General features: G+C 60.3%; 22 protein-coding genes. 7 read left to right on the top strand and 15 right to left on the bottom strand.

Going from position 1 to position 24,252, the window contains the following annotated elements; all coding sequences use genetic code 11:
• Positions 1–162: 162 nt before the first annotated feature.
• The 4 genes from tpx to J2Y39_RS22935 all read right to left on the bottom strand — a co-directional run bounded on the left by tpx (position 163) and on the right by J2Y39_RS22935 (position 3,655).
• Positions 163–663 (bottom strand): thiol peroxidase, encoded by a 501-nt coding sequence (gene tpx, locus J2Y39_RS22950; RefSeq protein WP_076563099.1) that lies wholly within the window; start codon positions 661–663, stop codon positions 163–165.
• Positions 664–951: 288 nt separating this feature from the next.
• On the bottom strand, positions 952–1,629 hold the full coding sequence (locus J2Y39_RS22945) for a DUF3313 domain-containing protein (protein ID WP_076563101.1): 678 nt from the start codon (positions 1,627–1,629) through the stop codon (positions 952–954).
• Between the two features lie 129 nt (positions 1,630–1,758).
• Entirely contained in the window at positions 1,759–2,733 is a 975-nt protein-coding gene (locus J2Y39_RS22940) for a hypothetical protein (RefSeq protein WP_130911429.1), read from the bottom strand.
• 430 nt (positions 2,734–3,163) lie between these two features.
• Entirely contained in the window at positions 3,164–3,655 is a 492-nt protein-coding gene (locus tag J2Y39_RS22935; RefSeq protein ID WP_310219933.1) for a hypothetical protein, read from the bottom strand.
• Between the two features lie 197 nt (positions 3,656–3,852).
• Here J2Y39_RS22935 and J2Y39_RS22930 point away from each other — a divergent pair, with 197 nt between their 5' ends.
• Positions 3,853–4,545 carry an aspartate/glutamate racemase family protein gene (locus tag J2Y39_RS22930; protein ID WP_310219931.1) on the top strand — a complete coding sequence of 231 codons (693 nt, stop codon included), beginning with the start codon at positions 3,853–3,855 and terminating at the stop codon, positions 4,543–4,545.
• A gap of 1 nt (position 4,546) precedes the next feature.
• Here the strand turns inward: J2Y39_RS22930 and J2Y39_RS22925 are convergent, their stop codons facing one another.
• Complete coding sequence (locus J2Y39_RS22925) at positions 4,547–5,065, bottom strand: GNAT family N-acetyltransferase (protein ID WP_310219930.1); 519 nt, start codon at positions 5,063–5,065, stop codon at positions 4,547–4,549.
• Positions 5,066–5,692: 627 nt separating this feature from the next.
• Here J2Y39_RS22925 and J2Y39_RS22920 point away from each other — a divergent pair.
• Both J2Y39_RS22920 and J2Y39_RS22915 read left to right on the top strand, forming a co-directional pair.
• Positions 5,693–6,052, top strand: a complete 360-nt coding sequence (locus J2Y39_RS22920; RefSeq protein WP_252878118.1) for a DUF6124 family protein — start codon at positions 5,693–5,695, stop codon at positions 6,050–6,052.
• Positions 6,053–6,463: 411 nt separating this feature from the next.
• Positions 6,464–9,076 carry an Ig-like domain-containing protein gene (locus tag J2Y39_RS22915; RefSeq protein WP_310219928.1) on the top strand — a complete coding sequence of 871 codons (2,613 nt, stop codon included), beginning with the start codon at positions 6,464–6,466 and terminating at the stop codon, positions 9,074–9,076.
• 364 nt (positions 9,077–9,440) lie between these two features.
• On the opposite strand, the gene J2Y39_RS22910 is transcribed toward J2Y39_RS22915, so the two are convergent.
• The 10 genes from J2Y39_RS22910 to J2Y39_RS26625 form a co-directional block, all read right to left on the bottom strand.
• Complete coding sequence (locus J2Y39_RS22910; protein WP_310219926.1) at positions 9,441–10,421, bottom strand: LysR family transcriptional regulator; 981 nt, start codon at positions 10,419–10,421, stop codon at positions 9,441–9,443.
• Between the two features lie 145 nt (positions 10,422–10,566).
• On the bottom strand, positions 10,567–11,508 hold the full coding sequence (locus tag J2Y39_RS22905; protein ID WP_310219924.1) for a peptidylprolyl isomerase: 942 nt from the start codon (positions 11,506–11,508) through the stop codon (positions 10,567–10,569).
• On the bottom strand, positions 11,505–11,975 hold the full coding sequence (locus tag J2Y39_RS22900; protein WP_056785756.1) for a YbjN domain-containing protein: 471 nt from the start codon (positions 11,973–11,975) through the stop codon (positions 11,505–11,507). The genes J2Y39_RS22905 and J2Y39_RS22900 overlap by 4 nt, the downstream gene beginning before the upstream one ends.
• Positions 11,976–11,992: 17 nt before the next feature.
• Entirely contained in the window at positions 11,993–12,622 is a 630-nt protein-coding gene (locus tag J2Y39_RS22895; RefSeq protein ID WP_056785753.1) for a hypothetical protein, read from the bottom strand.
• A 17-nt stretch (positions 12,623–12,639) separates the two neighbouring features.
• Positions 12,640–14,337 (bottom strand): putative porin, encoded by a 1,698-nt coding sequence (locus tag J2Y39_RS22890; RefSeq protein WP_310219922.1) that lies wholly within the window; start codon positions 14,335–14,337, stop codon positions 12,640–12,642.
• A gap of 39 nt (positions 14,338–14,376) precedes the next feature.
• A complete protein-coding gene (locus J2Y39_RS22885; RefSeq protein WP_122692655.1) occupies positions 14,377–15,081 on the bottom strand; it encodes an energy transducer TonB in 705 nt (234 codons plus the stop codon).
• A 3-nt stretch (positions 15,082–15,084) separates the two neighbouring features.
• Positions 15,085–15,510 carry a biopolymer transporter ExbD gene (locus J2Y39_RS22880; RefSeq protein ID WP_003201710.1) on the bottom strand — a complete coding sequence of 142 codons (426 nt, stop codon included), beginning with the start codon at positions 15,508–15,510 and terminating at the stop codon, positions 15,085–15,087.
• An 11-nt stretch (positions 15,511–15,521) separates the two neighbouring features.
• Positions 15,522–17,321 (bottom strand): DUF2341 domain-containing protein, encoded by a 1,800-nt coding sequence (locus J2Y39_RS22875; RefSeq protein ID WP_305383039.1) that lies wholly within the window; start codon positions 17,319–17,321, stop codon positions 15,522–15,524.
• A 12-nt stretch (positions 17,322–17,333) separates the two neighbouring features.
• The gene (locus tag J2Y39_RS22870; RefSeq protein ID WP_122704462.1) at positions 17,334–18,932 is read right to left on the bottom strand and encodes a ShlB/FhaC/HecB family hemolysin secretion/activation protein; all 1,599 of its coding nucleotides are present in this window, start codon (positions 18,930–18,932) and stop codon (positions 17,334–17,336) included.
• Positions 18,933–18,986: 54 nt separating this feature from the next.
• Positions 18,987–19,598, bottom strand: a complete 612-nt coding sequence (locus J2Y39_RS26625; RefSeq protein ID WP_095179898.1) for a transposase — start codon at positions 19,596–19,598, stop codon at positions 18,987–18,989.
• Positions 19,599–20,104: 506 nt separating this feature from the next.
• Between J2Y39_RS26625 and J2Y39_RS22860 the strand changes: the two genes are divergently transcribed.
• The 4 genes from J2Y39_RS22860 to J2Y39_RS22845 all read left to right on the top strand — a co-directional run bounded on the left by J2Y39_RS22860 (position 20,105) and on the right by J2Y39_RS22845 (position 24,249).
• On the top strand, positions 20,105–21,730 hold the full coding sequence (locus tag J2Y39_RS22860) for an NADP-dependent glyceraldehyde-3-phosphate dehydrogenase (protein ID WP_016774600.1): 1,626 nt from the start codon (positions 20,105–20,107) through the stop codon (positions 21,728–21,730).
• Positions 21,731–21,832: 102 nt separating this feature from the next.
• Positions 21,833–22,189 carry a DUF3302 domain-containing protein gene (locus J2Y39_RS22855; protein WP_016774599.1) on the top strand — a complete coding sequence of 119 codons (357 nt, stop codon included), beginning with the start codon at positions 21,833–21,835 and terminating at the stop codon, positions 22,187–22,189.
• A gap of 2 nt (positions 22,190–22,191) precedes the next feature.
• Positions 22,192–23,151, top strand: coding sequence for an HlyD family secretion protein (locus tag J2Y39_RS22850; protein ID WP_016774598.1), 960 nt, complete (start codon positions 22,192–22,194; stop codon positions 23,149–23,151).
• A 57-nt stretch (positions 23,152–23,208) separates the two neighbouring features.
• A complete protein-coding gene (locus J2Y39_RS22845) occupies positions 23,209–24,249 on the top strand; it encodes an FUSC family protein (protein ID WP_243242787.1) in 1,041 nt (346 codons plus the stop codon).
• Positions 24,250–24,252 lie beyond the last annotated feature (3 nt).

Genomic DNA, 24,252 nt, shown 5'->3' with positions numbered 1-24,252 from the left:
CTTCTATTACGGGAGGCTGAACGATAAGCACTGAGTGGATTTAAGCAAAGCAGCTTTACCGGCAATTTACCTTCCACTTACGTTTCAAGGTGTGAGGCAAAACCCTGATACACAAATGAAAACGGCCTGGACAGGGCCAGGCCGTTAACAATTGTAAAAGCCTTACTTGAGAACGGACAGTGCCGCTTCGTAGTTAGGCTCTTCGGCGATTTCCTTGACCAGTTCGCTGTGCAGAACGGTGTCGTTTTCATCCAGCACCACAACCGCGCGAGCGGTCAGGCCTTTCAGCGGGCCGTCAGCGATGGCCACGCCATAGTTTTCGATGAACTCGCTGCCGCGCAGAGTCGACAGGTTCTGTACGTTTTCCAGACCTTCAGCACCGCAAAAGCGTGCTTGGGCGAATGGCAGGTCAGCGGAGATGCACAGCACCACGGTGTTGCTGATGTCGTTGGCCTGGGCGTTGAACTTGCGCACGGAGGTGGCGCAGGTCGGGGTGTCGACGCTTGGGAAAATGTTCAGGACTTTGCGCTTGCCGGCGAAGTCTTGCAGGGTGACGTCGGACAGATTGCCGGCTACCAGGGAAAAGGCTGGCGCCTTGGAACCGGCTTGTGGCAACTGGCCGTTGACTTGAACCGGATTGCCTTTGAGGGTGACTTGAGCCATGACTTGAGTCCTTCTGTTTTTTGATTGGAAAGCATGCAAGAGGCGGAAGTTAACCACGAAATCGGCTGACGACCTATGCCCTGTTTGAAATTGTTGGATGCTGAACGGTGACATTGTATACAACCCACCACAGCTTCCCTGTAGGGGTGAGCCTGCTAGCGAAAGGGTTGTGTCAGGCCGCATATTCGAAACTGATACACCGAAATGCGAGCAGGCTCACTCCCACACTGAATACGTGTCCAGTGTGGGAGCGAGCCTGCTCGCGAAAAGGCAACCAGCCTTACTGCATCATTTGGCTTCAGATTTGAGTTTCAGATACGACTGATGCAGATCGCTTGCCCAGCCATCGATCACCGCTTTCATGTCGTCGGCTTTCATCACCTGGGAAGAGTTTTCCAGCGGTTTGCCGGTACCTTTGCGCACCACCTGCGCGATGACATGATTGGTCGCACCATCCATGAATACCGCTTCGGTGGCCAGCGTGGTTTCCTGGTCGCGGATACCAGTGGCCGTGCTTACTGCTGCGGCGACCAGTGCGATCGGGATCACTTCATAGACTTGCAGGCCTTCGGTCTTGCTGCTGACTGCGGTAATCGCCGGACGCACCACAATTACGCCCGGCCCGGGACCTGCGGCCAACGGCAGCGATTTGCCGAGTTCGCGCTTGAGCGCCTGATCGTAATAACTGGTGATGCCGTTGAGAGTCTGCTGGGGGATTTTCTCGGTGGCTTGCGGCTTCGGGTAGAGCTGGCTTGGCTCTACGTAAACGCTGGTGAATTTATTGATGTCGAGTTTCGGGTCCATCCAGCGCATCACCTCGGCACCAGAGGGTGACTTGGCCTCCTTCAGCTGGCTGTAATCCTTGAGAAAGCCGGAATACTGGTCAGGCTCGACGGTTTTGCTGGAACAACCCACCACGCCAAGGGTGGCAATGCACAGCGTGCCCATCACGACGGCTAGCTTCATGCTGTAATTCCTTTGAGAAGGCCAAGACATTTTGCATAGGGGAGATACAGGTATAGCCAAAACCCCGGCAAATGCGATGGCCAATTGCAAAGTTCACATCCGACAGCGCGTGTGCCTCGCCAACCGGTATTACCAGGAGGATGTTTCGCCACTGCGCAACGCCATCTCTCGCCGGCTATTGGCGCGCATCGCCTTGATCAGCGACACCGTTCCCACCAGCAGAATCGCCGCACCAAACAAGAAGTCGATGTTGTATAGCTGGAAATCTTCCACCGGCCCGATCAGCAATGTGCGCACCACCGCAATTCCCACCAGCGTCGCGAGAAAGTCGATCCCCGGCTCATCGCGGTAAAACACCAGCATCAGCGGCAGGCACAGCACCAGCAAGAGCAGCAACACCACGACCTTGAACGAGCCTTTGCGCTCGACGCTGAACGCGCACTCATGCGCCCCGTACGGCTTGTAGTCCTCATCGCGGATCATCGAGTTTTTCTCGTTGATGTAGTCGGCGCGGTTGTACTTCTGGATCGGCGTGAAGGTGTTGGACATCTCCATCAGCGTGGTGATGTTCTTGAAGCGCAAGTCGATGCGCTCGCTGCCCTTGAGGTAATACAGCACCGGTTTATAGCCGTAGCGATAGGTATCGAAGGGGAACGCGGCAGTCTGAGCGTGCACGCCGATTGCGCGAGGCTCAAGTTCGGCGAAGGCGCTTTTGTTGGTCGACGAGAGGTTGCGGCTCAGCGGCTGCACCTTGACCTGCTCGAGGAAGATCGGCGTCACGCCGAACGACCACTGCAGCGGTTCCAGACGCAGGCGCAGTTCGTTGCGGCCCAGGTCGTAGCGGTTGAAGGTTCGTTCGGAAACCACCAGCGAGCCGCCAACCATGAATTCGCCACGCAGGTTGTTGGTGACGCGCAAGGTCAGTTGATCCTTGCCCAGCAACGCCGCTTCACTGGTCGGTGGCGTGCCGCACCACGCGGTGCTTTCGCCGACACCGCCAAGCTGGCCGTCGCGGTTTTCCTTGAATACATAAAAGTAACTGGCCCACAGCGTCAGCAACAAAAGCGACGCCGTGAGACCGAGGATTTTTTTGCCCGGACTCACTGATCAGACTCCCTTCTTCGGTTCCATCGTCCAGCCGAAAACCCGCTGGCGACGGCGACTCTACCAAAAGGCCATCAGTGACCCAAGGGAAAATGCCGGATTGGCACCGAACCTAAGGGTTTCCCCGGTCTACGCCTCACTCCTCCTGCGGATGTGGCGCTGGCCCGGCGTCATGCTCAAATTGCTTGAGGGCTCAGGTGATGGAGATGCTTTTTGATGCGCTGGGCGTGATGTTTTTGTGGCTGGCGGCGGGCTGCCCTCACCCTAGCCCTCTCCCAGAGGGAGAGGGGACTGACCGAAGTGTTCGTAGGACTCACGTCGACCTGAAATATCGCGTCGAGCTCAAGTTTTGAACATCACTCGGTCTGCCCCCCTTTCCCCCTCGCCCCCTTGGGGGAGAGGGCTGGGGTGAGGGGGTAAGCTTTTGATCTTAACCGCGATCGCGAGGTATCAGGCTCTGCAATTGCTGAGCAAGGAAATCGGCGTCGAAGGCAAACGTATCCGGATCCTTCAAGCCATTGGTCTTGCGCCACTGCCACGCACCATCCGCCAGGCCAACCAGCGAAATGCTCCCATACCGGGCCGCCGTCAGCCCCATCACTGCCAGGGAAATCTGCCCGCCGCTGCCCATCACATCCGGCACAAATTCCACCGGTTTGCCGGCAATCACAATGCTCAATTTTTCCGTCTTGAACGTCGAGGTTTCCACCGGCACGCTCGGCCCGGATGCGACATACGCCTCGCGACTGACCTCCAGCAGATTGGGCGCCTTGACCGGTTCAAGCCATTGTTCGATCTGGTCGAACAGCGCGCCAATCCGAGCCGCCCAAGCAGCCGATTGCGTGGTGAACAGTTGCTTCTTGTGCGCTTCGCTTTCGGCATAGTGGCGAAGCATTTCGCCCAGTTGCTGTATGTCGTTCATTGCGGTGTTCCTCGGAAAGGACCTGCGAAGGGTGATAGTGGCAGATCCCCGGCGCGGCGTACGTTTAGTTCTTGCAGATGCACAGTTGCGGGAAAGATCGGCGGTACAGTCAGTCGGTACTGGCGTCGAGTCTCGAACAGAAGGAAACTTCAGGCAGCCCTGAATGCTCGACACTGATATTTGCTTGAGGAAATCCAATGCGCACCATCGGCCTTATCGGCGGCATGAGCTGGGAGTCCAGCGCCGAATACTATCGCCTGATCAACCAACAGGTTCGCGAGCGCCTCGGCCCGTTGCGCTCGGCGCAGTTGCTGATGTACAGCGTCGATTTCGGTCCGGTCGAACAGGCCCAGCACGCCGGGCGCTGGGACGATGCAGCGGCGATTCTGGTGGATGCCGCGCGCAGGCTTGAAGCCGGTGGCGCAGAATGCGTGGTGCTGTGTACCAACACCATGCACAAGGTCGCCGAGCAGATTCAGGCCGCGATCAGCATTCCGTTTTTGCACATTGCCGAACCCGCCGCGCAGGCTGCACTGGAAATCGACGCGCGCACCGTCGGGTTGCTCGGCACCGCGTTCACCATGGAGCAGGACTTCCTCAAGCAGCGTCTGATCGCCCAAGGCCTGACAGTGCTGGTGCCGGATGATGCCGAGCGCAAAGAGGTGCACCGGATCATCTACGACGAACTCTGCGTGGGTGTGATCAGCGAACAATCGCGAGAAATCTATCAAGGCGTCATCCAGTCCCTGACCGCCCGTGGCGCCCAGGCAATCATCCTCGGCTGCACCGAAATCGGTCTGCTGATCAAACCCGAACACAGCGCCCTGCCCCTGCTCGACACTACCGAGCTGCATGCGCAGTCGGCAGTGGCGTTCGCACTGGGCGACTGACTCAGGCTTTCGGGCTATTGCGTAGACGGGCCATGCTCAGGGTGTCGACCCACTGCCCGTCGCGCACCGCGTAATCACGCAACAGCCCTTCGGCCTCGAAACCGAACTTGCGGTAAAGGCCGATGGCTGCCTCGTTATCGGCGTACACCGTGAGTTCGACGCGGTGCAGATTCATCCAGTTATCGGCGACCTCCAGCGCCGCCGCCAACAACATCGAACCGACGCCCTTGCCCTGCCAAGCCGCCCCGACTGCCATGCCGAAACTGCCGGCGTGGGCGCGGCGCATGCGTGAATAAGCTTCCAGGCCCAGATTGCCGATCACCACGCCCTGATGCAGCGCCACCAGTTTCAGCGCGCGCTCGTTGTCGGCCTGCAGTCGCTGGCGCCAGACCTCGGTGGATTGAAACGGCATTTGCAGCACTTGCCGTGCAACGACGGGGTCGTTGTAAAGCGCAGTGATACCTTCGAGGTGGGATTCGTTGGAGCGTTCGAGATGGATCGTGGAGGTTGGGTCTGACATGGGATCGGTCCGTGATCAGCGTGTGGCTGGTCACTCTAAACCGCTGATCTGGAATCTGGCGAGCGGCAATGGTGGGGGCGAGCCTGCTCGCGAAGGCGGTTGGCCAGTCACTGAAGCCTCGACTGGCAGATTGCATTCGCGAGCAGGCTCGCTCCCACATTTTGATCCAGCCCGGGCACAACCCCTGTGAGCACTGAAGATTCCTGTGGGAGCGAGCCTGCTCGCGAAAGCGACCTCATAGCCAACACCTGCTTCCCGGCAAAAACGTCTACCGTGCTGTCGCCAATTTTTTGCTTTTTAAACACCGCTGTTTAAATGACACCTGCTGACACGCCTTCCAGGCTACAAATCCTTGCGTCGTTGCCTACAGCCAAGCCAGAATCCGCCGGCTTGTGCGCCTTGGGGGCGGGTTCTATTGTGGTGCGGTCGCTGACGAATCAGCGATCGGGTCTCGCAGCCCGTCGATCTCTGGACGCACAACACCCGCTGTTTTTATGGCGGCTGTACGTGGGAGACCTTCGGGTCTGCCGGTTCTAGAGTCCCGGTCTGCGACCCGCGTACAGCTGCCACCAACCATTTCGTATCGCAGCGAAAGGTGGCAGCTCCGTCGACTCTAGGAGCTTTACCATGATCAAACCCACACCCAACCCACCCCAAACCGACCCCACCTCTCCCTACGAATCCCTCGACTCAAAAAAACTTCACCAAGCCGCCGACCGCGCCCTCGACCACTACTTCTGCCCACCCGGCTCCACCCCGCCGCCCTTCAGCCCCCGCGCCATGTACGCCGTCACCGCCGACACCAAAAACGAAGACCTGCTGGCCAACGCCTGCGAAACCCTCGCCTCGGCCAAAACCATCGCCCAGGAGTTCGCCGGGCTGGTCAAGCCATCGCAGCGGCGGACGCTGATGGGGATTGCGCAGTTGATCATGCTCGGCGAACTGGCGGTGAATCGGGTGCTTGATAATCTGGAGTTGCCGCAGTAGCGGGCCTTTGATGATCGTTCCCACGCTCTGCGTGGGAATGCCTCGAGGGACGCTCCGCGTTCCAGCTCTGGGGGACGCAGAGCGTCCCGGGCTGCATTCCCACGCAGAGCGTGGGAACGATCAACGCGTAAGCAATGAAGATTCCTGTGGGAGCGAGCCTGCTCGCGAAAGCGTCGGAGCAGTCAGCATTGCAACCGAACATTACGACAAATTCGCAGGCTGGCTCGCTCCCACAACAACCGCGCAAACAAGAGCCGGCTCGACCGCTCGTCTGAATACCGCCTGTACCTGTCAGATCTGACAGGTGTGCTTTTTTTCAAACTGGAGTGAGATGGATCCCATTCAATGCACGGCACGGCACGGCACGGCACGGCACGGCACGGCACGGCAAAATTCTCAGGGAGCGCTTCCATGGATATCCAGTCTTCGATTTTCAACGAATTGTTTGTCTTGTATCCGGTCATCATCAGGGGCTGGGTCACACCGGTGAAGCCGCAGGGCATTGCCCAAGGCGGGATTCCCAAGGTGCTTTACGATGGCGAGACGCAGGGTCTGGAATGTCTGATAGATCCGTGGACGGAAATGCAGCTCGCTTCCTGGACCATGGCCGCTGATGACCGCGTCGATCTGTACGTCAACGACAACCCTACTCCCGCAACGGGCAAGACCGTTGCCCCGGGCGAAGAACAACAGCGGGTGCGCTTGTACTTGCCCCACGGCTGGCTCAATCAGGGCGTCAATCGCCTGTATTACAAGGTCACGCGCGTAGGAGGTAACGATGAATCGTCTCGGGACACGCTAGCCCTCTACCATTTGCGTCTGCCGGAATCTCTGGATCTGATCATTCCGCCGGAAGTAGTACGTGAAGGCGTGGGGCCGGAGCTCGCCGCACGAGGTGTGACATTTGCGTTTACTTACACCAACCGACGCCACTTCGACTCCATCGTTTTTGCGCTCGGCGATACCACCGTGCGCTTCGACGTGCCCGACGCGCCGGCCCCGATCAACCTGACCCTGCTCACCGATACCTTCCAGCGTGCCGGTGACAACCCGAATGCTGTGGCGGAATTCAGAGTATTTGACCAATTGGGCAATGCCGTCATGTCAGGTGAAAAGCGCGTGGACATTCACCTCGGTCGCCTTTCTCTGCTGGCACCCACCGTCCGTGGCATGAACGGCAATCAGTTCAGTCCGACCACTCCGGAAATCAGAGTCCTAGTACCGCAGGGTTCGTTACTGCCCACCGACACGTTGTGGGTGAACTGGCAAGGCGCGACGGCTGTCCCTGAAGGCTCCTACCCAAGCCCGCCTCGGCTGGTCAGTGCCGGCCTGGAGATTGCGGTGCCGCGCTCGGTGCTCGCCTACAGCCTGGGCCAACGGGTTGCAGTCAGTTATTTTATCGACCGCGACGACAAACCCGTGGAGTCGGCTGTGTTGCTGCTGGACATTCTGCCGCTGCCGGCAACCGCTTTGAACTCCCCGAAAATTGTCGAGGCCGATGCCAACAATTTTCTCGACATAACGGCGCTCGGCACCAAAAACGCAACCATTCATGCGCTGCTGCATACCTTGATTGAAGCCGAACAGCCCTGCTGGCTGCGGCTTGAGGGTAAGAAGGCTGATGGCACTGCGCATAATCTGACGATCTGGGCAGGATTACCGGCCAAGGTCAACAGCACTTGGATCAGGCAAGGCTTCTGGCCGAAGTCGCTGGCTAACAGCTATCTCGTGCAATTGGGGCATGGCACGACACTGACGCTTAAATACCTGGTGGCGCTGGACAAGAGCAATATCGAAACGAACGCAGTGAAATTTCCGGATCGGGTTTACACGATCAAGTCTGTGGAACTGGTTGTGCCGACACTGGACAGGGTATTGGACTCGAACGGTGAGGAAGTGCTGGAAGGGGGATGGACGGTCAGCACTAGCTTAACGTTGTCGGGAACTGCCAGTAAGGGACTGGATATCGAGGTGTTCGATGATGATGGGTCGAGCACTGTTGCCAAAGGGCGAGCGACGGCCGACCCGCTGACGGGGATCTGGACACGAGAAGTGACTGTTGCTGAAGGGAAGCACCGGTTATTTGCGAGATCGTTGTATCACAGTGGAGAAGTTGATTCAGGCGCGCGTAGTCTTACGGTGACAGCGGATGTCGCGCCGACGATTGATTCGGTTAAAGGCTCGCCCAGCAACGTCGAAATACCTGAAGGAGGTTCAACGTCGGATACAAGTGTGACGCTGACAGGGAAAGCAGCCAACGGATTGAAAGTGAATATTCTGGACGGATTGACCTCCATTGGCGGCCCCACAGCCGATCCTGCCGATGGTGTTTGGACGATGACAGCCACTTTCAGCGTAGGCCTCCATGAAATCACCGCTGAGGCAGCGTATGGCTCAGGCAATAAGTCCGCAGTCAGAAAATTCAATGTTGTGGCTGCGCTGACCATCGACGAAAGTGTTATGAATCTAGACGCAGTGAAATTCGTACAAAGCTACGGCTGGGGCACTAAAGAAGTTCCCGGAAACGTTCTGACTCGTCAGGCACAAGGTGGCACTCCACCCTACACCTATCAATCAGATAATCCGGCCGTGGTTTCAGTGACATCTACAGGAAAGGTTACCGGATTAAAAAATGGCACAACAACGATTCGAGTGCGCGATGTCTCAGGCGCCGCCGTTTCGTTTAGTGTGAATGTTAAAAACGTTTATCGAATCACCAAGGGAAGTACGACGTATATCGGCGATCCTGGAGGCATTGCCGCGCAGCAATGGATCGGAAGCCAAGGTGGCCTCCATCTCGGCCAAATCCACAACGTTTGGCACGCCGCAACCCTTAACGCTAACTTCACAAACGTTTTCGGCGATTTGTTCGAGAGCATTCAATGGGGAAGCCCATTGTCATCGTGGGTGTACACTCACGGTCTCCCCAATGGGACTAGGTATATGTCCTGGTCAAATGGCATATCCTTTCACACCGGGACCTTTGCCCCCCCATTTCGGGCACTGTTCGTTGTCCCGACATGATGGTTGAAACTGTCCAATCGGCTTATTGATTTAAAGCCACCTGTCGCCTAAACCACACTCCGAAAAAGTGCCTAAATTACTGATGGAGGCCATACTCGCGCACCGGCAATCACCAAGTCTTACGGATGATGATCGTCCCCACGCTCTGCGTGGGAATGCCTCAAGGGACGCTCCGCGTTCCAGCTCTGGTGGGGACGCAGAGCGTCCCGGGCTGCGTTCCCACGCGGAGCGTGGGAACGATCAACGCGTAAGCAACGAAGATTCCTGTGGGAGCGAGCCTGCACGCGAAGGCGGTGGGTCAGTCACTGAGGCTTCGACTGGCGGATTGCTTTCGCGAGCAGGTTCACTCCTACAGGGGGGCGGGTTAAGGCTGGAACCATTCGTGGCGTTCGTTGAAGGTTTGCTGGATGAGGTCGATGAGGGTTTTGATTTCGGGGGAGTTTTGCGAGTCGGTGTTGACGGCGAGCCACGCGTGTAGCTGCATCGGTTCGGCGAATAATCCGGGCAGTGCGATGAGGCCACGGTCGAAGCGGCTCATGTATGCCGGCAGCAACCCGATGCACGCGCTGCAGCGAATCATCTCCAGCATCAATCCATAAGACTGCATCTGCACCACCCCAGCCAACCTCTCCTCCACCAACTCATTCCACGGCCGAAAGCTCTCAACCTGTCGGTCATGCTGCCAGTGCACCAACATGAAATCAGCCAGATCTTCCGGCGTTTCCGGTCGCGCTGTCACCCGTGAATAGCGCTTGGCGATATGCGGCAGGTACTCGATCCGCGCGAGGTGTTGCGGTTGGCTGGTGGAAAAGGTCGGGCCGGAGTTTGGGCATTCGCCAGGAGCAAGCCACAGGACAATGTCGGCGCTGACCGCACGCAATGCCAGTTCGCAATCCAGCGCGATAATTTCCAGGCGCAGGCTGGCGTTGCGCCGCAGCAGTGCGATGAGGTCGCGGCCGAGGATGTCGTGCAGGATCGATTCGGCGATGGCCAGACGAATCAGCGGTTGTTCGATGACCGGGAGTTTGCGTTCGTGGGCCAGGGTGATGAGTCGGGCCTGCAACTGTTGGCCTTCGCGGGTCAGGCTGAGGGCGCTGCCCTGGAAGCTGAACAGGCTGCGTTGCAGTTGCTGTTCGAGTTGCGCGAGTTGTTTGCGCAATACAGTTGAGCGCACGTTGAGGCTGCGCGCGGCTTGCATGAAGCAGCCGCAGCGAGCACTGACCAGGAAGTATTGGGCGACTTCGCTGTCGATGGTCGCGGCCTGGTTTAGCCAGGGCTCGGAGCGGGATTGCGGCGATTGATAATCAACGGTGCCCGGGCGTCCTGCGGGTTCGGTGAATGACATTGATGACTCCCTGTCGATCTAATGTGGTGTCGTTACGCAAATCTTTGTAGGAGCTGCGGCACGCTGCGATCTTTTGATCTTTAAAAGCAAAATCAACAGATCGCAGCCTCGTTTCACTCGACAGCTCCTACAGAAACACCGTGTGTCAGTTACCTATCACTTTGTTCAGTTCGGCACCGTCAATGCTCAGCGTCGCGGTGTTGAGCATGCCGTCCAGATAAGCTTGGGCGATCTGTTCCTGGCGTTGTGCGCGCAGGGCCTGGGTCAGTTGGTCGCGCAGTTCCTCCAGCGTCGCGGTGCGGGCCGGTTGTTGTTCGGTGAGTTTGATCACGTGGAAACCGGCGGCGCTTTGCACCGGATCAGACACGGCGCCCACCTTGAGCCGCGCCACAGCGCCACGTACTTCCGGCACCAGTTGCTGCAACGGTTGCAGGCCGGTATCACCGCCCCGCTCTGCCGTGACGCGATCCTGCGAATATTGCGTAGCGAGCGCCGCAAAATCAGCCGGTGCTGATTGCGCCTTCTTGCTCAATTCAGCGGCTTGTTTGCGCACGGTTTCCACATTCGCTGCGTCACTGACGCCAAGGAAAATCTGACTGACCCGGTACATCGGCGGCGTCTGCCAATTGGCCTTGCCGGCGTCGTACGCCTGCTGCAATTCAGCTGCGCTCGGATACTCCGCCGGCACCTGACTCACCGAGCGCAAGTAATCACGAAACACGATTTGCTCAGTCGCTGCGCGAGTCTGCCGGGCGACGTCCGGACGCTGCGCCCAACCCTGCGCATCGGCCTGTTCCAGCACCGCTTTCTCGGCCAGCCGCGCACGAATCCAGCGCTCCAGTGCCTCACGGTTGCCGCGCAATTGCTCGCGGGTTTGCGCCGGGACGGTGGCCAGCAGCGCCTGCAATTCCTCTGGCGAAACCTGCTGATTGCCCAACCGCGCGACCGCTGGCCCGGCTGCAACCGCCGGAAACGGCGACGGCTGCTGGGCGGCGACCGGATCACTGCCCGGTCGCAGCAGCAGCGCCACGGCCACCACCAACAACGCCACCGCTCCGGCGCCGATCACCATGGCAGGCTTTTTCACAGTGCGACTTCCTCTGCTTCGGCGACAGCGGATTTGGCGGGTTGCACAGCAGCGGTCTGGCTAAAATCGCGCAGGTAAACGATGAATTCCTGCAACAGGCGATCCCACAACTCCAGATTGCCGCGCAGGTGCTCGTTGCTCACCCCTGCGGCCACGACCACGTCCATTTCCATCAGCAGAAACTCACCCTGCAACGACAACCGTGCAAACCGCCGCGTAGCGTTCCACTGCTCGGCCACGCCCTGGGGCAAGTCGCCCTGCACGCGCAGCGCACAGCTGAAGGTGAAATCAACAAAGCTGCCCTGTTCCACCGCCGGGTTGCCGAAGCGCACGGCGTAGCCGATGCCCTGACTGGCGCTGAGCAACTGGACGATGCCGTTCTGTTCGCTCTGGTTGACGCGGTAACCGGCGGCTTGCAGGACGTCGGTCAGTGATTGCGGGGAAACGTGGGTGATCAATTGAGTCATGGCTTTCTTCCTTGTTATCAGTGAGCGATCGCCGCTTGCGGCGCGTCGAATTGGGTTTTGTACAGCTCGTCGCCAAAGCCCTGGGCCAGTTCATCGAACTTGACCCGGGCGCTGCCGGCGAAGGGCTGGCGGATCTTCATCACTTCGGCGACGTCGATGTTTTCGTAGGCCGTGAGGATCTGTTTGGCGACGCCGTACATTTGCTGATTCTTGGCTGAACATTGCTGCACTTGTGTGTCACGTTCCGCCAGTTGCGCTTGCAGCTTTGAGCGTTCGGCTTCTTTGCCGCGAGCGAGGACCAGCAACTCGTCGTAGGCTTTTTTGAACTTGCCGGTCTGCTCGGCACTGGCCGCGACTTGCGCCTGCGCCTGGCTGTGCAGGCTCTGTTGCTGCCCGGCGAGTTGCTCGGCGAGGCCTTTGGCCTTGGCCAGTTCGGCGGTCAATTGCTTGATTTGCGCTTGCGCTGCCTTGGCTTCGTTCTGCGCCGCCAGTTGCGCGGCGCTGGCCTGGGCCTGTTGGCTTTGCAGGGCCTGCAATTGCTGGGTGGTGCTGCGCAATTGCGTGCGCAAGCGTTCTTCCATGCCTTCGGCGCTCGCCCCGGTGGCAATCAACAAACCCAGGCCCAGCGCGAGAAAACGCGTGTTCATAAAGCTCTCCCGGCGCCTTAGAAGCGCGTGTTGATCTCAAGCTGCAAGACGTCGATGTCGAACGGCGCGCCGTACACCGCTTCGGTGCTCATCCAGCGACCCGTGGCGGAAACGTTCTTCGCCAGGCCGTAGTTGCCGCCCATGAAATAGCCCTTGGCGTTGGTGCCGCCGAGGTGGAACGACGAGTCGTTGAAGCCGTCGGGCAAGGCGTCCGGCTGGATGTACTTGTAGCCGGCGAACAGGTTCCAGTCGCCCTTGCGTTTGAGGTCCAGTGCGTTGCCGAGGGTGAACTGCACCATCCATGCATTGGCGCCGCTTTCGATCTCGCCGTTGCTGTCGAGGTTGTTGACGATCTGCCCGGCGGAGCGCTTGCGCATGTCGCCTTCGTCGTAGCTGAGGTTGTGGATGTAGTTGCCCTGGCTACGCAGTTTGAAGTCCTGCGGCAGGTCGGCGTCCCACACGACGTTGAGATCGAGCAGGTTGAACTCGGACGCAAGCCCGACGAATTGCGGCTGCGGTGTAGCGCTCGGGTTGAGCGGGTTCGGCGTGATGTCACGCAGCAGGAACACGCTGTTGCCCTTCTGCATGAACGCCGCGCGGGTGCCGTCGCTGTCGCAACCCGGCGCGCCGGCCCACGGTTCGCAGGGGCTGGAGCGCTGGCCCTGTATGTCATCGAAGCGGTAATAGGCCAGCGCGCCTTTGAGGCGGTTGTTGCTATTGATCGCCCATTTCGCGCCGAGCTGCGCGCCGTACAGCCACTTGTTGTCGCTCTCTTCCTTGTCGAAACCGTTGCTGCTGGAGGTGTCGTTGGTGTAGTCCACCGGGAATGCGCCGACGGTGCCGAACACCCCCCAATCGCGGTTGAGCTTGTGGTCGAAGATCGCTGCCACACCGTCGAAATTCAGGTCGTTGGAATAGAGCATGTCGGTGGACATGAACGGGTTGGCGAAGCGCCCGCCGGTCAGGGTCAGTTCGTCCGTTGGCTTCCAGCTCAGGTAACCCTGATCGAGCCAGATGTCCTTCTTGGCGAAGCCGCCACCGAGGTTCTGCGTGGTCGATACCGGGTTGTTGTCCGAACCGGTGCCGATGCGAATGCCGGCGGTCCACTCTTCCGAGATCAGCGCTTTCATGCCCAGGCGTGCGCGCAGGCGAAAGAGATTTTCGCGGTCTTCGCGGGTGTTGAGCAACGGCGGCAGGCTGGTGCTGCTGTTGGGATTCACGTCGTACGGGCCATTGTTGTTGAGCTTGGCGAAGTCGACGATTTCGTTGCTGTTGTTGCCCGAGTAGTAACGCGATTCGTCACGCAGACGAATGTCACCATCGAAACTGATGCGCGAGGCCCAGTCCGGAAAAGTATTCGGCGCTGCCCAGTTTTCCTGTTTGGCGGTGGCCATGACCTCGGCTTTGACCTGATCACGGATCTGGTCGCGCACCGCTGCCGGCACGTACTGCACGCGCACATCCCCCGGCGCGGCGACCGGTCCAGCCGCTACGGCAGTGGACGCGGCAGCCTGTTTGGCCTGCGCCGCTTCGTTCTGGGCCTGGGCGATCAGCGCGTCGGCCTTGTCCTGTTTGAGAATGCCCTGCTCGACCAGCAAGCGGATCAGATTGATCGTGGCGTTCTCCGAAGGCGCAGGCGCTGCCACGGCCTGACCGACCAGGGTCGCAATGACCATGCCGACCGCCAGGGACAATCGATTCACGTTGGAAATCATCTGCACACAACTCCTTTTGCCAAAGCTTGAATAAGTGAATTAACCCGGACGCCGCCCTTGCAGGGACAGGCGCACGGGCAAAGTAATGGAGGCCGGAGGCCGTTCGCTGAGGGCTGGCGCACCGCGTAAAGCGGCCAGCACCTGGGTATCGATTTGCGGGTTGCCACTGGACTTGATCAGCTCGACACGGGTGATCTCGCCGACGCTGCTCAGCCATACATCGGCCTGTAGCGAGAACGCGAGGTTGCGCAGCTCGGGGTTCTCGCGCAGCAAACGCTGGAAGGTGAACGCGAGAAACTGGCTGTACGTGCCCGTACCCAAACGCCCGCCGCCGGCACCGGCCATGCCGCCGCCCTTGCCCGCGCCGATGTTGAAAGCGTCGCTGCCGGCCTGCGCGTCGCCGTCCATTTGCATCGGGTTGGCCAGGTCGTCCGCCGGCGATGGCGGTGCTTCTTCTTCAGGCTTGACCTCCTCCGGCTCCGGCGTTGGCTCGGGCTCGACGACTTTTTCTTCCACCGGCGTTTCCGGCTCTGGCGGTTTCTCCGGCGGCGGTGGTGGCGGTGGCGGCAACGGAATGATCGTCGGCACCTTCGGCGCTTCGCGACGCACGCCGGCCATGTCGTTGGCCCACTGCCAGAGGAACCACGCGGCGAGTGCGCCGACCAGCAATCCGGCGCCCCACTTCACATAACGCAACGGCGACTTTTTCACGGGCGGCGGTTCGATCGGGAGTTGTGCGGTCATGACTCAGCCCTGACTCGGTTTGCCGGTGACGAGACCGACCTGGGACAGTTCGAGCCGGCGCAGCAGGTCCAGCACTTCGATGACTTTCTGGTACTGCACCGTCGCATCGCCACGCACGATCACCGGAAAATCCGGGCTCTGCGCTTTCTCGATGCGCAGGCGTTCTTCCAGCTCCGCCAACGTCACGGGATAGGCATCGAGAAACACCTGGCCGCCGTCGTTGACCGAGATCGCCTTGGTCTTGGCCTCCGACAGCGACACCGAAGCGCTGGCCTTGGGCAGGTTGATCTGGATCCCGGAAACCTGCGCGGTGGCAGTGAGGATGAACATCACCAGCACCACCATCAGCACATCGACCAGTGGGGTGATGTTGATGCTGTCGACTGCGGCATCGTCATCATCGTCGTGGGAGGCATTTACGGACGCCATGGCAGTACTCCTCAGGCCGGTACGGAGTGGTTGGCGTGATGGCCGCGCTGGTGCGACGCCTCACTGAACTGGCTCTCGCCATGCATCTCCGCCAGACGAGTGATGAACTCGTCGACGAACACACGCATGTCGGCGCTGACTTCCTTGTTGCGAGTGATCAGGCGGTTGTAGCCAAACAGCGCCGGGATCGCGACGAACAGGCCCATCGCTGTGGCGAGCAGTGCTGCGGCCATGCCCGGCGCGATGGCGTTGATGTTGACGTCGCCGGCCATTGCCGTGCCGAGGAACACCACCATGATCCCCAGCACCGTGCCTAGCAGGCCGATATACGGACCGCCGGCGATGGCGTTGGACAGGGTCGAGAGTTTCGAACTCAGTTGCTGGTTCTCGCGGGTGCGCACGCCGTCCATCGAGCAGCGAATGGCCTCGATAGTCGCGGCAGAGACCGAAGAGGTATCGGCGCCCTGCTCGCGGCGGGTGCGGATCTCTTTGACCGCCACCAGATAGAGGCGCCACAGCGACGAATGCTGCAGACGCTGAGCCAGTTGCGCGTCGTCGGCGAACATTTCCAGACGCGTGCCGACCTTGGCGAATTGCACGCGAAAGTCTTCGTTGGCCGCAGTGACGCGACTGAGGCTGCGGTTCTTGCGCAGCATGATGATCCACGACTGGAACATCATCAGCACCAGCACGGCGATGATCACCCAAGCGTCGATCGGCACCGCGTTGAGGAGGAAGCCGAGGCTGCCGAAACCGAAGCCGGATTGTTCTTCATCGACGCCGTAAGCGACCAGTTTCGACTCGGCGCCTTGCGAGGTGGCATCGGCCAGCAACAGCGCAGCAGGACGGGCGACCTTCGACAGGCGCAGCTCATCAATAGCGCCAGTGAATGGCTGCAACGCGCCTTCCTGCAGATCGGCGCCGATGGCCATGACCGAGTTGAACGCCGGCATCGCCTGAGCCAACGCAGCACTTTCGCGACCGTTGATGTACAGGGTGACTTTCGAGCCCTCGGCGGTCAGCGCAACGTGTTGCCATTGCGCCGGCGCCAGCGCCTGCGTGGCAGCGGCGCGCTGGCCGTCGATTTCGACGAACGGCAGGCCTTGGCTAACGCCGATCAGCAGGCTCTGCGAGCCTTCGCGCCGAGCCAGGATCAGTTGTTCGCCAGTGGCCTGATCCAGACGCAGCCAGGCACTGAAGGTGAACGCGCTGCCGGCGTTGTGTTGCAGTGAAGGACTGGCCGGTAGCAGTAACGGTTGACCGCTGAACTGTAACGCACGGCCGACGACGCCATCGATCGCTGTGCCGGTCGCGCTTTGCGCGGTGTTGCCGTACGCAGTGGTGTCTTTCGCCGGGGTGCCGGTGGCGCTGTCGAAGTGATACAGCGCGGTGTAACTCGGATCGAAGGTCAACTGGCCGTTGCCGGTAGCCGGGGCTTTCTGGTTGCCGTAATACATCCAGATGTCCTGACGCTGACCGCCCTCGACATTCGGCACATCGACCCAGATCAGCGCCATGCCCATCAGCGCATCGAAACTCTCGATCTGGTGGTTGAGCACGGTTTTGTCATCGGCAGCGACAAAGCGCAGATCGGAGCCGTCCTCTTTCACGCCGTCGAAGGTGAAGTTGCCGGTGTGCAGGCGCACCAGCAGCGCGGTGCGGCCGAGGGCCTGATTGATCGCCGCGCCTTGTGGCGTGGTGTCGACGGCGATCTGTTTGCGGTAATGCCAGTCGTCCTGCCACCAGGCCTGAGCCGTGGCCGGGAGCACGAAGCCCAGGCAGATCAACAACGAAAGGAAGAGGCGTTGCATGGACGTGCTCCGTTAGAAAGTGGCTTGAAGGTTGAAGTGCAGGCGCGATTCCTGCTTTGAGGTGTTCGGCCCTTCGAGTAGCGGGTAGCCCCAGTCGAGGCTGCCGGACAGCCATTTACTGAGGCTGGCGCGGGTGCCGAGGCCGACGCTGGCCAGGGCGTAATTGGCGTCCTGATCCGGCAGTTCGTCGCGCAGGTACAACTGCGCGCCTTCGGCGAAGGCATAGAAGCGCCAGTCCTGCATCCACGTGCCGGCGAATTTCGCCAGCGACGGTGTGCGCAATTCCTGGCTGAGCAGGTAGCCGTCATCGGCGGTACGTTCAGCCGCGAGATAGCCGCGCACCGAGGTGGCGCCACCGGCGGAGAATTGTTCGTTGGAAACCAGCGGCCCCGAGGCGAGTTGGAATGCGGCTTTGCTTGCGCTCTGCCAGTCGCTGTCGAAGGTCCAGGTGTAGTTGGTGTCGCCCTTGAGCACGGCGAAACTCGGTTTGGCGCGATAGCGTTTGTAGTCGAAGTCTTCGTCGTCGCTGCCGTAGCCGAACACGCTGCGCGTGGCGGCAACCAGACTCAGGCCGAGGCCGAGCTGGCTCTTTTCGCTGTAGCGATAGCCGTTGTAAGCGAAGGTGAACGGCGCGTATTTGAGCGGCACCTTGTCGCTTTCGCCGGACAGGCTCAGGCGCTCGTCGAAGTCCTTGAAGTCGATGCCGGCCGACAGCGAGTTCGACCAGTTGCCACTCGAGGGCAGCGTGTAAATTGCCGCGACGCCGTAGCTGTGCCCCTTGCCGAGCACGTTGCTGCCGCCGATGGTGGCGACGTTGCTGTCGGACTGGTAACCGGAGAATTGCACGCTCCAGCGCTCGCTCAGCGGCGCGGTGTAGGACCCGGACCAGACCTTGGCGTTGTCGGTTTCCTGCGGCGCGGTGAAGAACGTCAGGTTGACGCTGTGACCGAGTTGCCAGAGGTTGTTGTAACCGAGGCTGGTGACGCTGCGCAGCTTTTCGGTGTCGGCGCTGTAGTCGTTGTTGAGGCCGACGCTGGCCGTCCATGGGTTCTGGTCTTCGACCTGCAAGTCGACATCCATGGTGCCGGGGCGCTGACCTTCGCGCACCAGCGGCATGACCTGGCGACCGGGGGTCTTGTTAAGTTGCGCGAGTTCGCCCTGGACCTTGGCGAAGTCCGGCACCTCGCCTTCTTTCAGCGCCGGGACGTTGTCGCGAATGTCCAGCGGCGAATAGTGTTTGGCGCCGACCACGCGCACCCGGCCGACCTTGGTTTCGCTGACTTGCAGATAGACGATGCCATCAGCCACGGCCTGCTCGGGCAGCTCGACAAATACCGATTGATAGCCGCGCTCCTGATAGGCCTTCTGCAACGCATCGCGGGCGCCTTCGATATCGCTCAAGGCTTTCTGCGGGCCGAGAAACGGGTACACCGCTTCTTCGATCGCCCGCGCATCAAGCACGGTGTTGCCGCGCACGAAGTATTCGTTGACGTCGACCAGTCGCTGCGCGGCGGGCGCTTCTGTGCCCTCCTCGGCCAGCGCCGGCTGCGCGCCCGCCGTCACCAGCAGCCAGCCCCACAGTGCCAGCCGTGACGTGAAAATCCGTTCCACACTACCCCCTGAAATTCGCGATGACCTGTAGGCGTTAGCGCCCGATGTGATGCGTCAATTGCTGATCGTTGTGGCGCAGGCATGCTTGCCCAGCCAGGTGTGCAACAGCGCAAAGTTCAGCGAGAACTCGGGCATTTGCAGCAAGGCACCGCAGAACACTTCGCCGATGATTTTCTGAATCAGCAGCACCGCACGCGGCTCGTTGAGCAGCGTGGCGATGTCACGGCTGAGGGCGGTGAAACTCCAGACCTTCTGGTTCAGGCCAAGGCCGACGAACCAGCGGAACAGCAGGTTGTAATTGAGCTGTTCATAGAGCTGCTGTTCGCTGGGCACCGAATACAGCAATTGCAGGAGCAGGATGTGCATCACCGTCTGCGCGGGAATGAGCATGCCGGGTGCGGCATTGAGGTCGCGCAGCAGGTCCTGGTGGGCGTCGAGCAGATCGTCGATCTGCGGGCGCAGCAGCACCAGCGAATGGCCCGGCGGAATGTAGCTGGAGACCTCTTTCAAAGCGCCCTGCCAGTCATCCTGCGAGACGATCCAGACCCACGGCGCGCCGTAGCGATACACCGAAACCGGCTTCTTGCGCGCGGCTTCGACGATCTTCGACAGGCGTTGATCGAGCTCCTGCATGCCCACTTTCGAATAGCGTTCCATAGTCCCCATTGCCTCACTCCCGGCGTCCCGCCTCGGCTTGCAAAGTGCGCCCCGAAAGGCCCCTCAAGCGCGTTACACAGGCATGACCGGACTGGCAAAGGGCTACCGAACTTTTGTCATAAAAGCTTCATTACCGAAGATGGCATCGGTGGTGCCGATGCCCTGTAGGAGTGAGCCTGCTCGCGATGGCGTCAGGTCAGCCAACTTCTCTGTGACTGATACACAGCGATCGCGAGCAGGCTCACTCCTACACGGGAATTGTGTGTGGCAGGCCCTCCTGGTTGTGCACATGAACCTGTGGGAGCGAGCCTGCTCGCGAAAGCGCTGTGTCAGGCAATGAGGATGTTGGATGTGCCGCCGCCTTCGCGAGCAGGCTCGCTCCCACAAGGTGGACTGTGGTTGCACCGTTGCGTGACATTCGCGTGACATTCACGGGGTTAAATCCCGGCCCGTTCAGGCGTATAACCTTCACAAGACTTTCAATCGGCACGCCGACTTCAACACAGGGTAGTGACATGACCACAGCAAACATCCTTGGCAACCTGTTCCCTTCGGTCAGCGACATCCCGGAAAAATATCGCCTCGACGCTCAGGTCGAGCAGCGTGAATATCTGGTCGATGGCCAGTTGCGCCGCTGGGACGGCCCGCTCGCGCAGGTGCGCAGCCCGGTCTATCTGAAAAGCGAAAACGGCGAAGAACAGGTGATCCTCGGCAGCACGCCGCTGCTGGATGCCGACACCGCCCTCACCGCCCTCGACGCTGCCGTTCGCGCTTACGATCGCGGCCAAGGCCTGTGGCCAACCATGCGCGTGGCCGAACGCATCCAGCACGTCGAAGCATTCCTTGGTCGTATGCGCGAGCAGCGCGAAGCCGTGGTCAAGCTGCTGATGTGGGAGATCGGCAAGAACCTCAAGGACTCGGAAAAAGAGTTCGATCGCACCTGCGATTACATCGTTGACACCATCAACGCATTGAAAGAACTCGACCGCCGCTCCAGCCGCTTCGAGCTGGAGCAGGACACCCTCGGCCAGATCCGCCGCGTGCCGCTCGGCGTCGCCTTGTGCATGGGGCCTTACAACTACCCGCTGAACGAAACCTTCACCACGCTGATTCCGGCACTGATCATGGGTAACACCGTGGTGTTCAAACCGGCCAAGCTCGGCGTGCTGCTGATTCGGCCGTTGCTCGAAGCCTTCCGCGACAGCTTCCCGAGCGGCGTGATCAACGTCATCTACGGCAGCGGCCGCGAGACCGTCAGCGCGCTGATGGCCAGCGGCAAGATCGATATCTTTGCCTTCATCGGCACCAACAAGGCTGCCAGTGACCTGAAGAAGCTGCACCCGAAACCACACCGTTTGCGCGCCGCTCTCGGTCTGGACGCCAAGAACCCGGGCATCGTTTTGCCCGAAGTCGATCTCGACAATGCAGTCAGCGAGGCCGTCACTGGTTCGCTGTCGTTCAACGGCCAGCGCTGCACCGCACTGAAAATCCTCTTCGTCCATGAAGACGTGGTCGACAGCTTCATCGAGAAATTCAACGCCAGACTGGCCACGCTGAAACCAGGCATGCCGTGGGACAGCGGCGTGGCGCTGACGCCACTGCCGGAGTCGGGCAAAGTCGACTATCTGCACGGTCTGGTCGCGGATGCGCAAAGCAAAGGCGCCCAGGTGGTCAACCCGAATGGTGGCGAGTCCCACGCCTCGTTCTTCTACCCGGCAGTGCTGTATCCGGTGAATCCGCAGATGCGCGTTTATCAGGAAGAACAGTTCGGCCCGGTCGTGCCCATCGTGCCGTACCGCCACCTCGATACCGTGATCGACTACGTACTGGAATCGGATTTCGGTCAGCAGTTGAGCATCTTCGGCACCAACCCGGTGGCGGTCGGCCGGCTGGTTGACACCTTTGCCAATCAGGTCGGGCGGATCAACCTCAACGCCCAGTGCCAGCGCGGCCCGGACACTTACCCGTTCAATGGCCGCAAAAACTCCGCCGAAGGCACGCTGTCGGTTCACGATGCATTGCGAGTGTTTTCGATCCGCACCCTGGTGGCGACCAAGTTCCAGGAGAGCAACAAGGATCTGATCAGCGAGATCATTCGCGGGCGTGATTCGAGCTTCCTGACCACCGATTACATCTTTTGACGGGTGATCGGCAGGATTGAATGATCCTGCCGATCCGTCAGCCCCCCGGCGATTCAGTGACTACACTCAGCCCAGCATTGCTGGATGCCCGGGAGGCTGACCATGCTCGATTACTTCGCATTGGGTCTGTTGGTTTTTGTCGGTCTCGTGCTGTTTTACGGGATCATCGTGCTGCATGACATCCCGTACGAGATCGCCGTCCACCGCAACCACCCGCACCAGGACGCGATCCATGCCACGGGCTGGGTCAGTCTGTTCACCTTGCATGCACTCTGGCCGTTTCTGTGGATCTGGGCGATGGCTTATCGCGAGGACCGCGGTTGGGGGTTCGGCGATGGCAAACCCATTCAGAATCACGTCAATCAACTGGAGCAGCAGGTCGTCGAGCTGCAAGCCCGGATCGAGCGGCTCGAAGCGCAGTCGCCGGTTGCGCCGCAATCTGACAGCCGGGGGATCTGAGCATGGATCTGTTGCTCATCCTCACGTATGCCGCGCTCTGCGTCGCCATCTTCAAGATCTTCCGCATTCCGCTGAACAAATGGACGGTGCCCACCGCTGTGCTGGGTGGCGTGCTGATCATCGGCGCGCTGATTTTCACCATGAACTACAACCATCCCTATTCCGAGGTGGCGCGCTCCTACTTCGTCTCGGTGCCGGTTATTCCGATCATCAGTGGCCAGGTGATCGACGTACCGGTAAAGGGCAACGAACCCCTGGAAAAAGGCGACGTGCTGTTCCGCATTGATCCCACGCCTTTCCAGAACCGCCTGAAATCGCTCAAGGCGCAACTGGTTGCAGCCAAAGGCGACCGCTACCGCATCACCGAACTGATTCGCCGCAACTTCGGCACCCAGCGTGAACTGGACGCGGCCATCGCCCGCACCGACGATCTGCAGGCGCAACTGGACAATGCGCAGTTCGAGCTGGACAACACCGTGGTTCGAGCACCGAGCAAAGGCTTCGTCACCCACGTTTCGCTGCGACCGGGGATGATGGCGAGCAAGCTGCCGCTGCGCCCGTCGATGGTGTTTATCCCGCAGGAAGGTCAGTACTTCGCCGCTTGGATGCGTCAGAACAGCCTGCTGCGTCTGACCGTGGGCGACGAGGCCGAAGTCGCCTTCGACGGCATTCCCGGCAAGGTCTTCGCCGGTCGGGTGAAAAGTGTGATCGGGGTGATCGCCGAGGGCCAGGTGCAACCTTCCGGTACCCTGATCAGCTACACCGGTTCGCCACCGGCCGGACGGGTGCCAGTGATCATCGAGATAACCGATCCGGCGTTCGCCGAATACAGCGCGCTCATGCCGGGCGGCGCCTACGGGCAAGCGGCGCTTTACAGTCAGCACTTTCACCACATCGGCGCGATGCGCAAAATCCTGCTGCGCATGTCCGCCTGGATGAATTACATTTTCCCCTTCCACTGATTTGACTGACTCACGAGGTTCGCACTGACTACTTACAGCACCCACCGCCTGCCACCGCTGTTGCGCCGTATCCTGCGTCCGTTGCTGGACCCGTATCGGCGCTACCGTCACGCCCGACTGATCCATTCCGTGCGGGTGGCCTTGGGGTTGCTGGCGACGATTCTGCTGACCACTGGCATCAATCTGCCCCACGGCGAATGGGCATCGGTGACCATGCTGGTGGTCATCGGCGGTTTGCAGCACCACGGCAACATCGGCAAAAAAGCCGCCGAGCGCGCCATCGGCACCCTGATCGGTGCAGGGGTCGGATTGGCCCTGGTGGCGCAGCACGCCTGGCTGGGCATGCCGTGGCTGACCTATTTTTCCATGGCTGTGGTCTGTGGTTTTTTCTCCTATCACGCGATTGGCAAGGGCGGCTACACCGCCCTGCTCTCGGCCATCACCGTGTTCATCGTCGCCGGGCATGGCGACAATCCGATCACCGATGGACTGTGGCGCGGGGTCGACATCCTGATCGGCATCGCCCTCGCCCTGGCGTTTTCCTTCGCCCTGCCGCTGTACGCGGTCTACTCGTGGCGCTACAACCTCGCCGATGCCTTGCGCGACTGCGCCACGGTGTACGGGCGCATCATCAACGGTGAAGCGGTCAGCGCCGACGAACACGTGCGGCTGATGAGCAAGGTCGGTGCGGTGATGGTGCAGTTGCGCTCGCTGATGCCGTCGGTGTCCAAGGAAGTGAAAATTTCCATGACCGAGCTCGACGCCATTCAGCGCAACCTGCGCATGTGCATCAGCACGCTGGAGATCCTCGGCAATATCCGCCCCAACGCAAGCGACCCGCAGGCCACGGCACATCTGCAAACGGCACTGAAGGCTGAGCACCGGCAAATTCGTGTGCAGCTGATCGGCATGGCTCGCGCGTTGAAAACCGGGGCCTCGCAACGGCTGGAGCGACCGATGGAGCTGCCAGCAGTGGACCTTGATGCGCCGGTTGCCAATACGCTCGACGGCTACCGGATGTTGACCCGACAACTGGCGGCCAATATCAGCGAGATGCGCCAGCGCCTGGCAGCGACCGCACCGCGCTGGAACATCTGATCC

Origin of the sequence: Pseudomonas sp. 2957 (assembly GCF_031456345.1) — a bacterium.
Lineage (GTDB): Bacteria > Pseudomonadota > Gammaproteobacteria > Pseudomonadales > Pseudomonadaceae > Aquipseudomonas > Aquipseudomonas siliginis.
The sequence above is the reverse complement of the archived record's forward strand: the minus strand, read 5'-3'. Positions and strand labels throughout refer to the sequence as shown.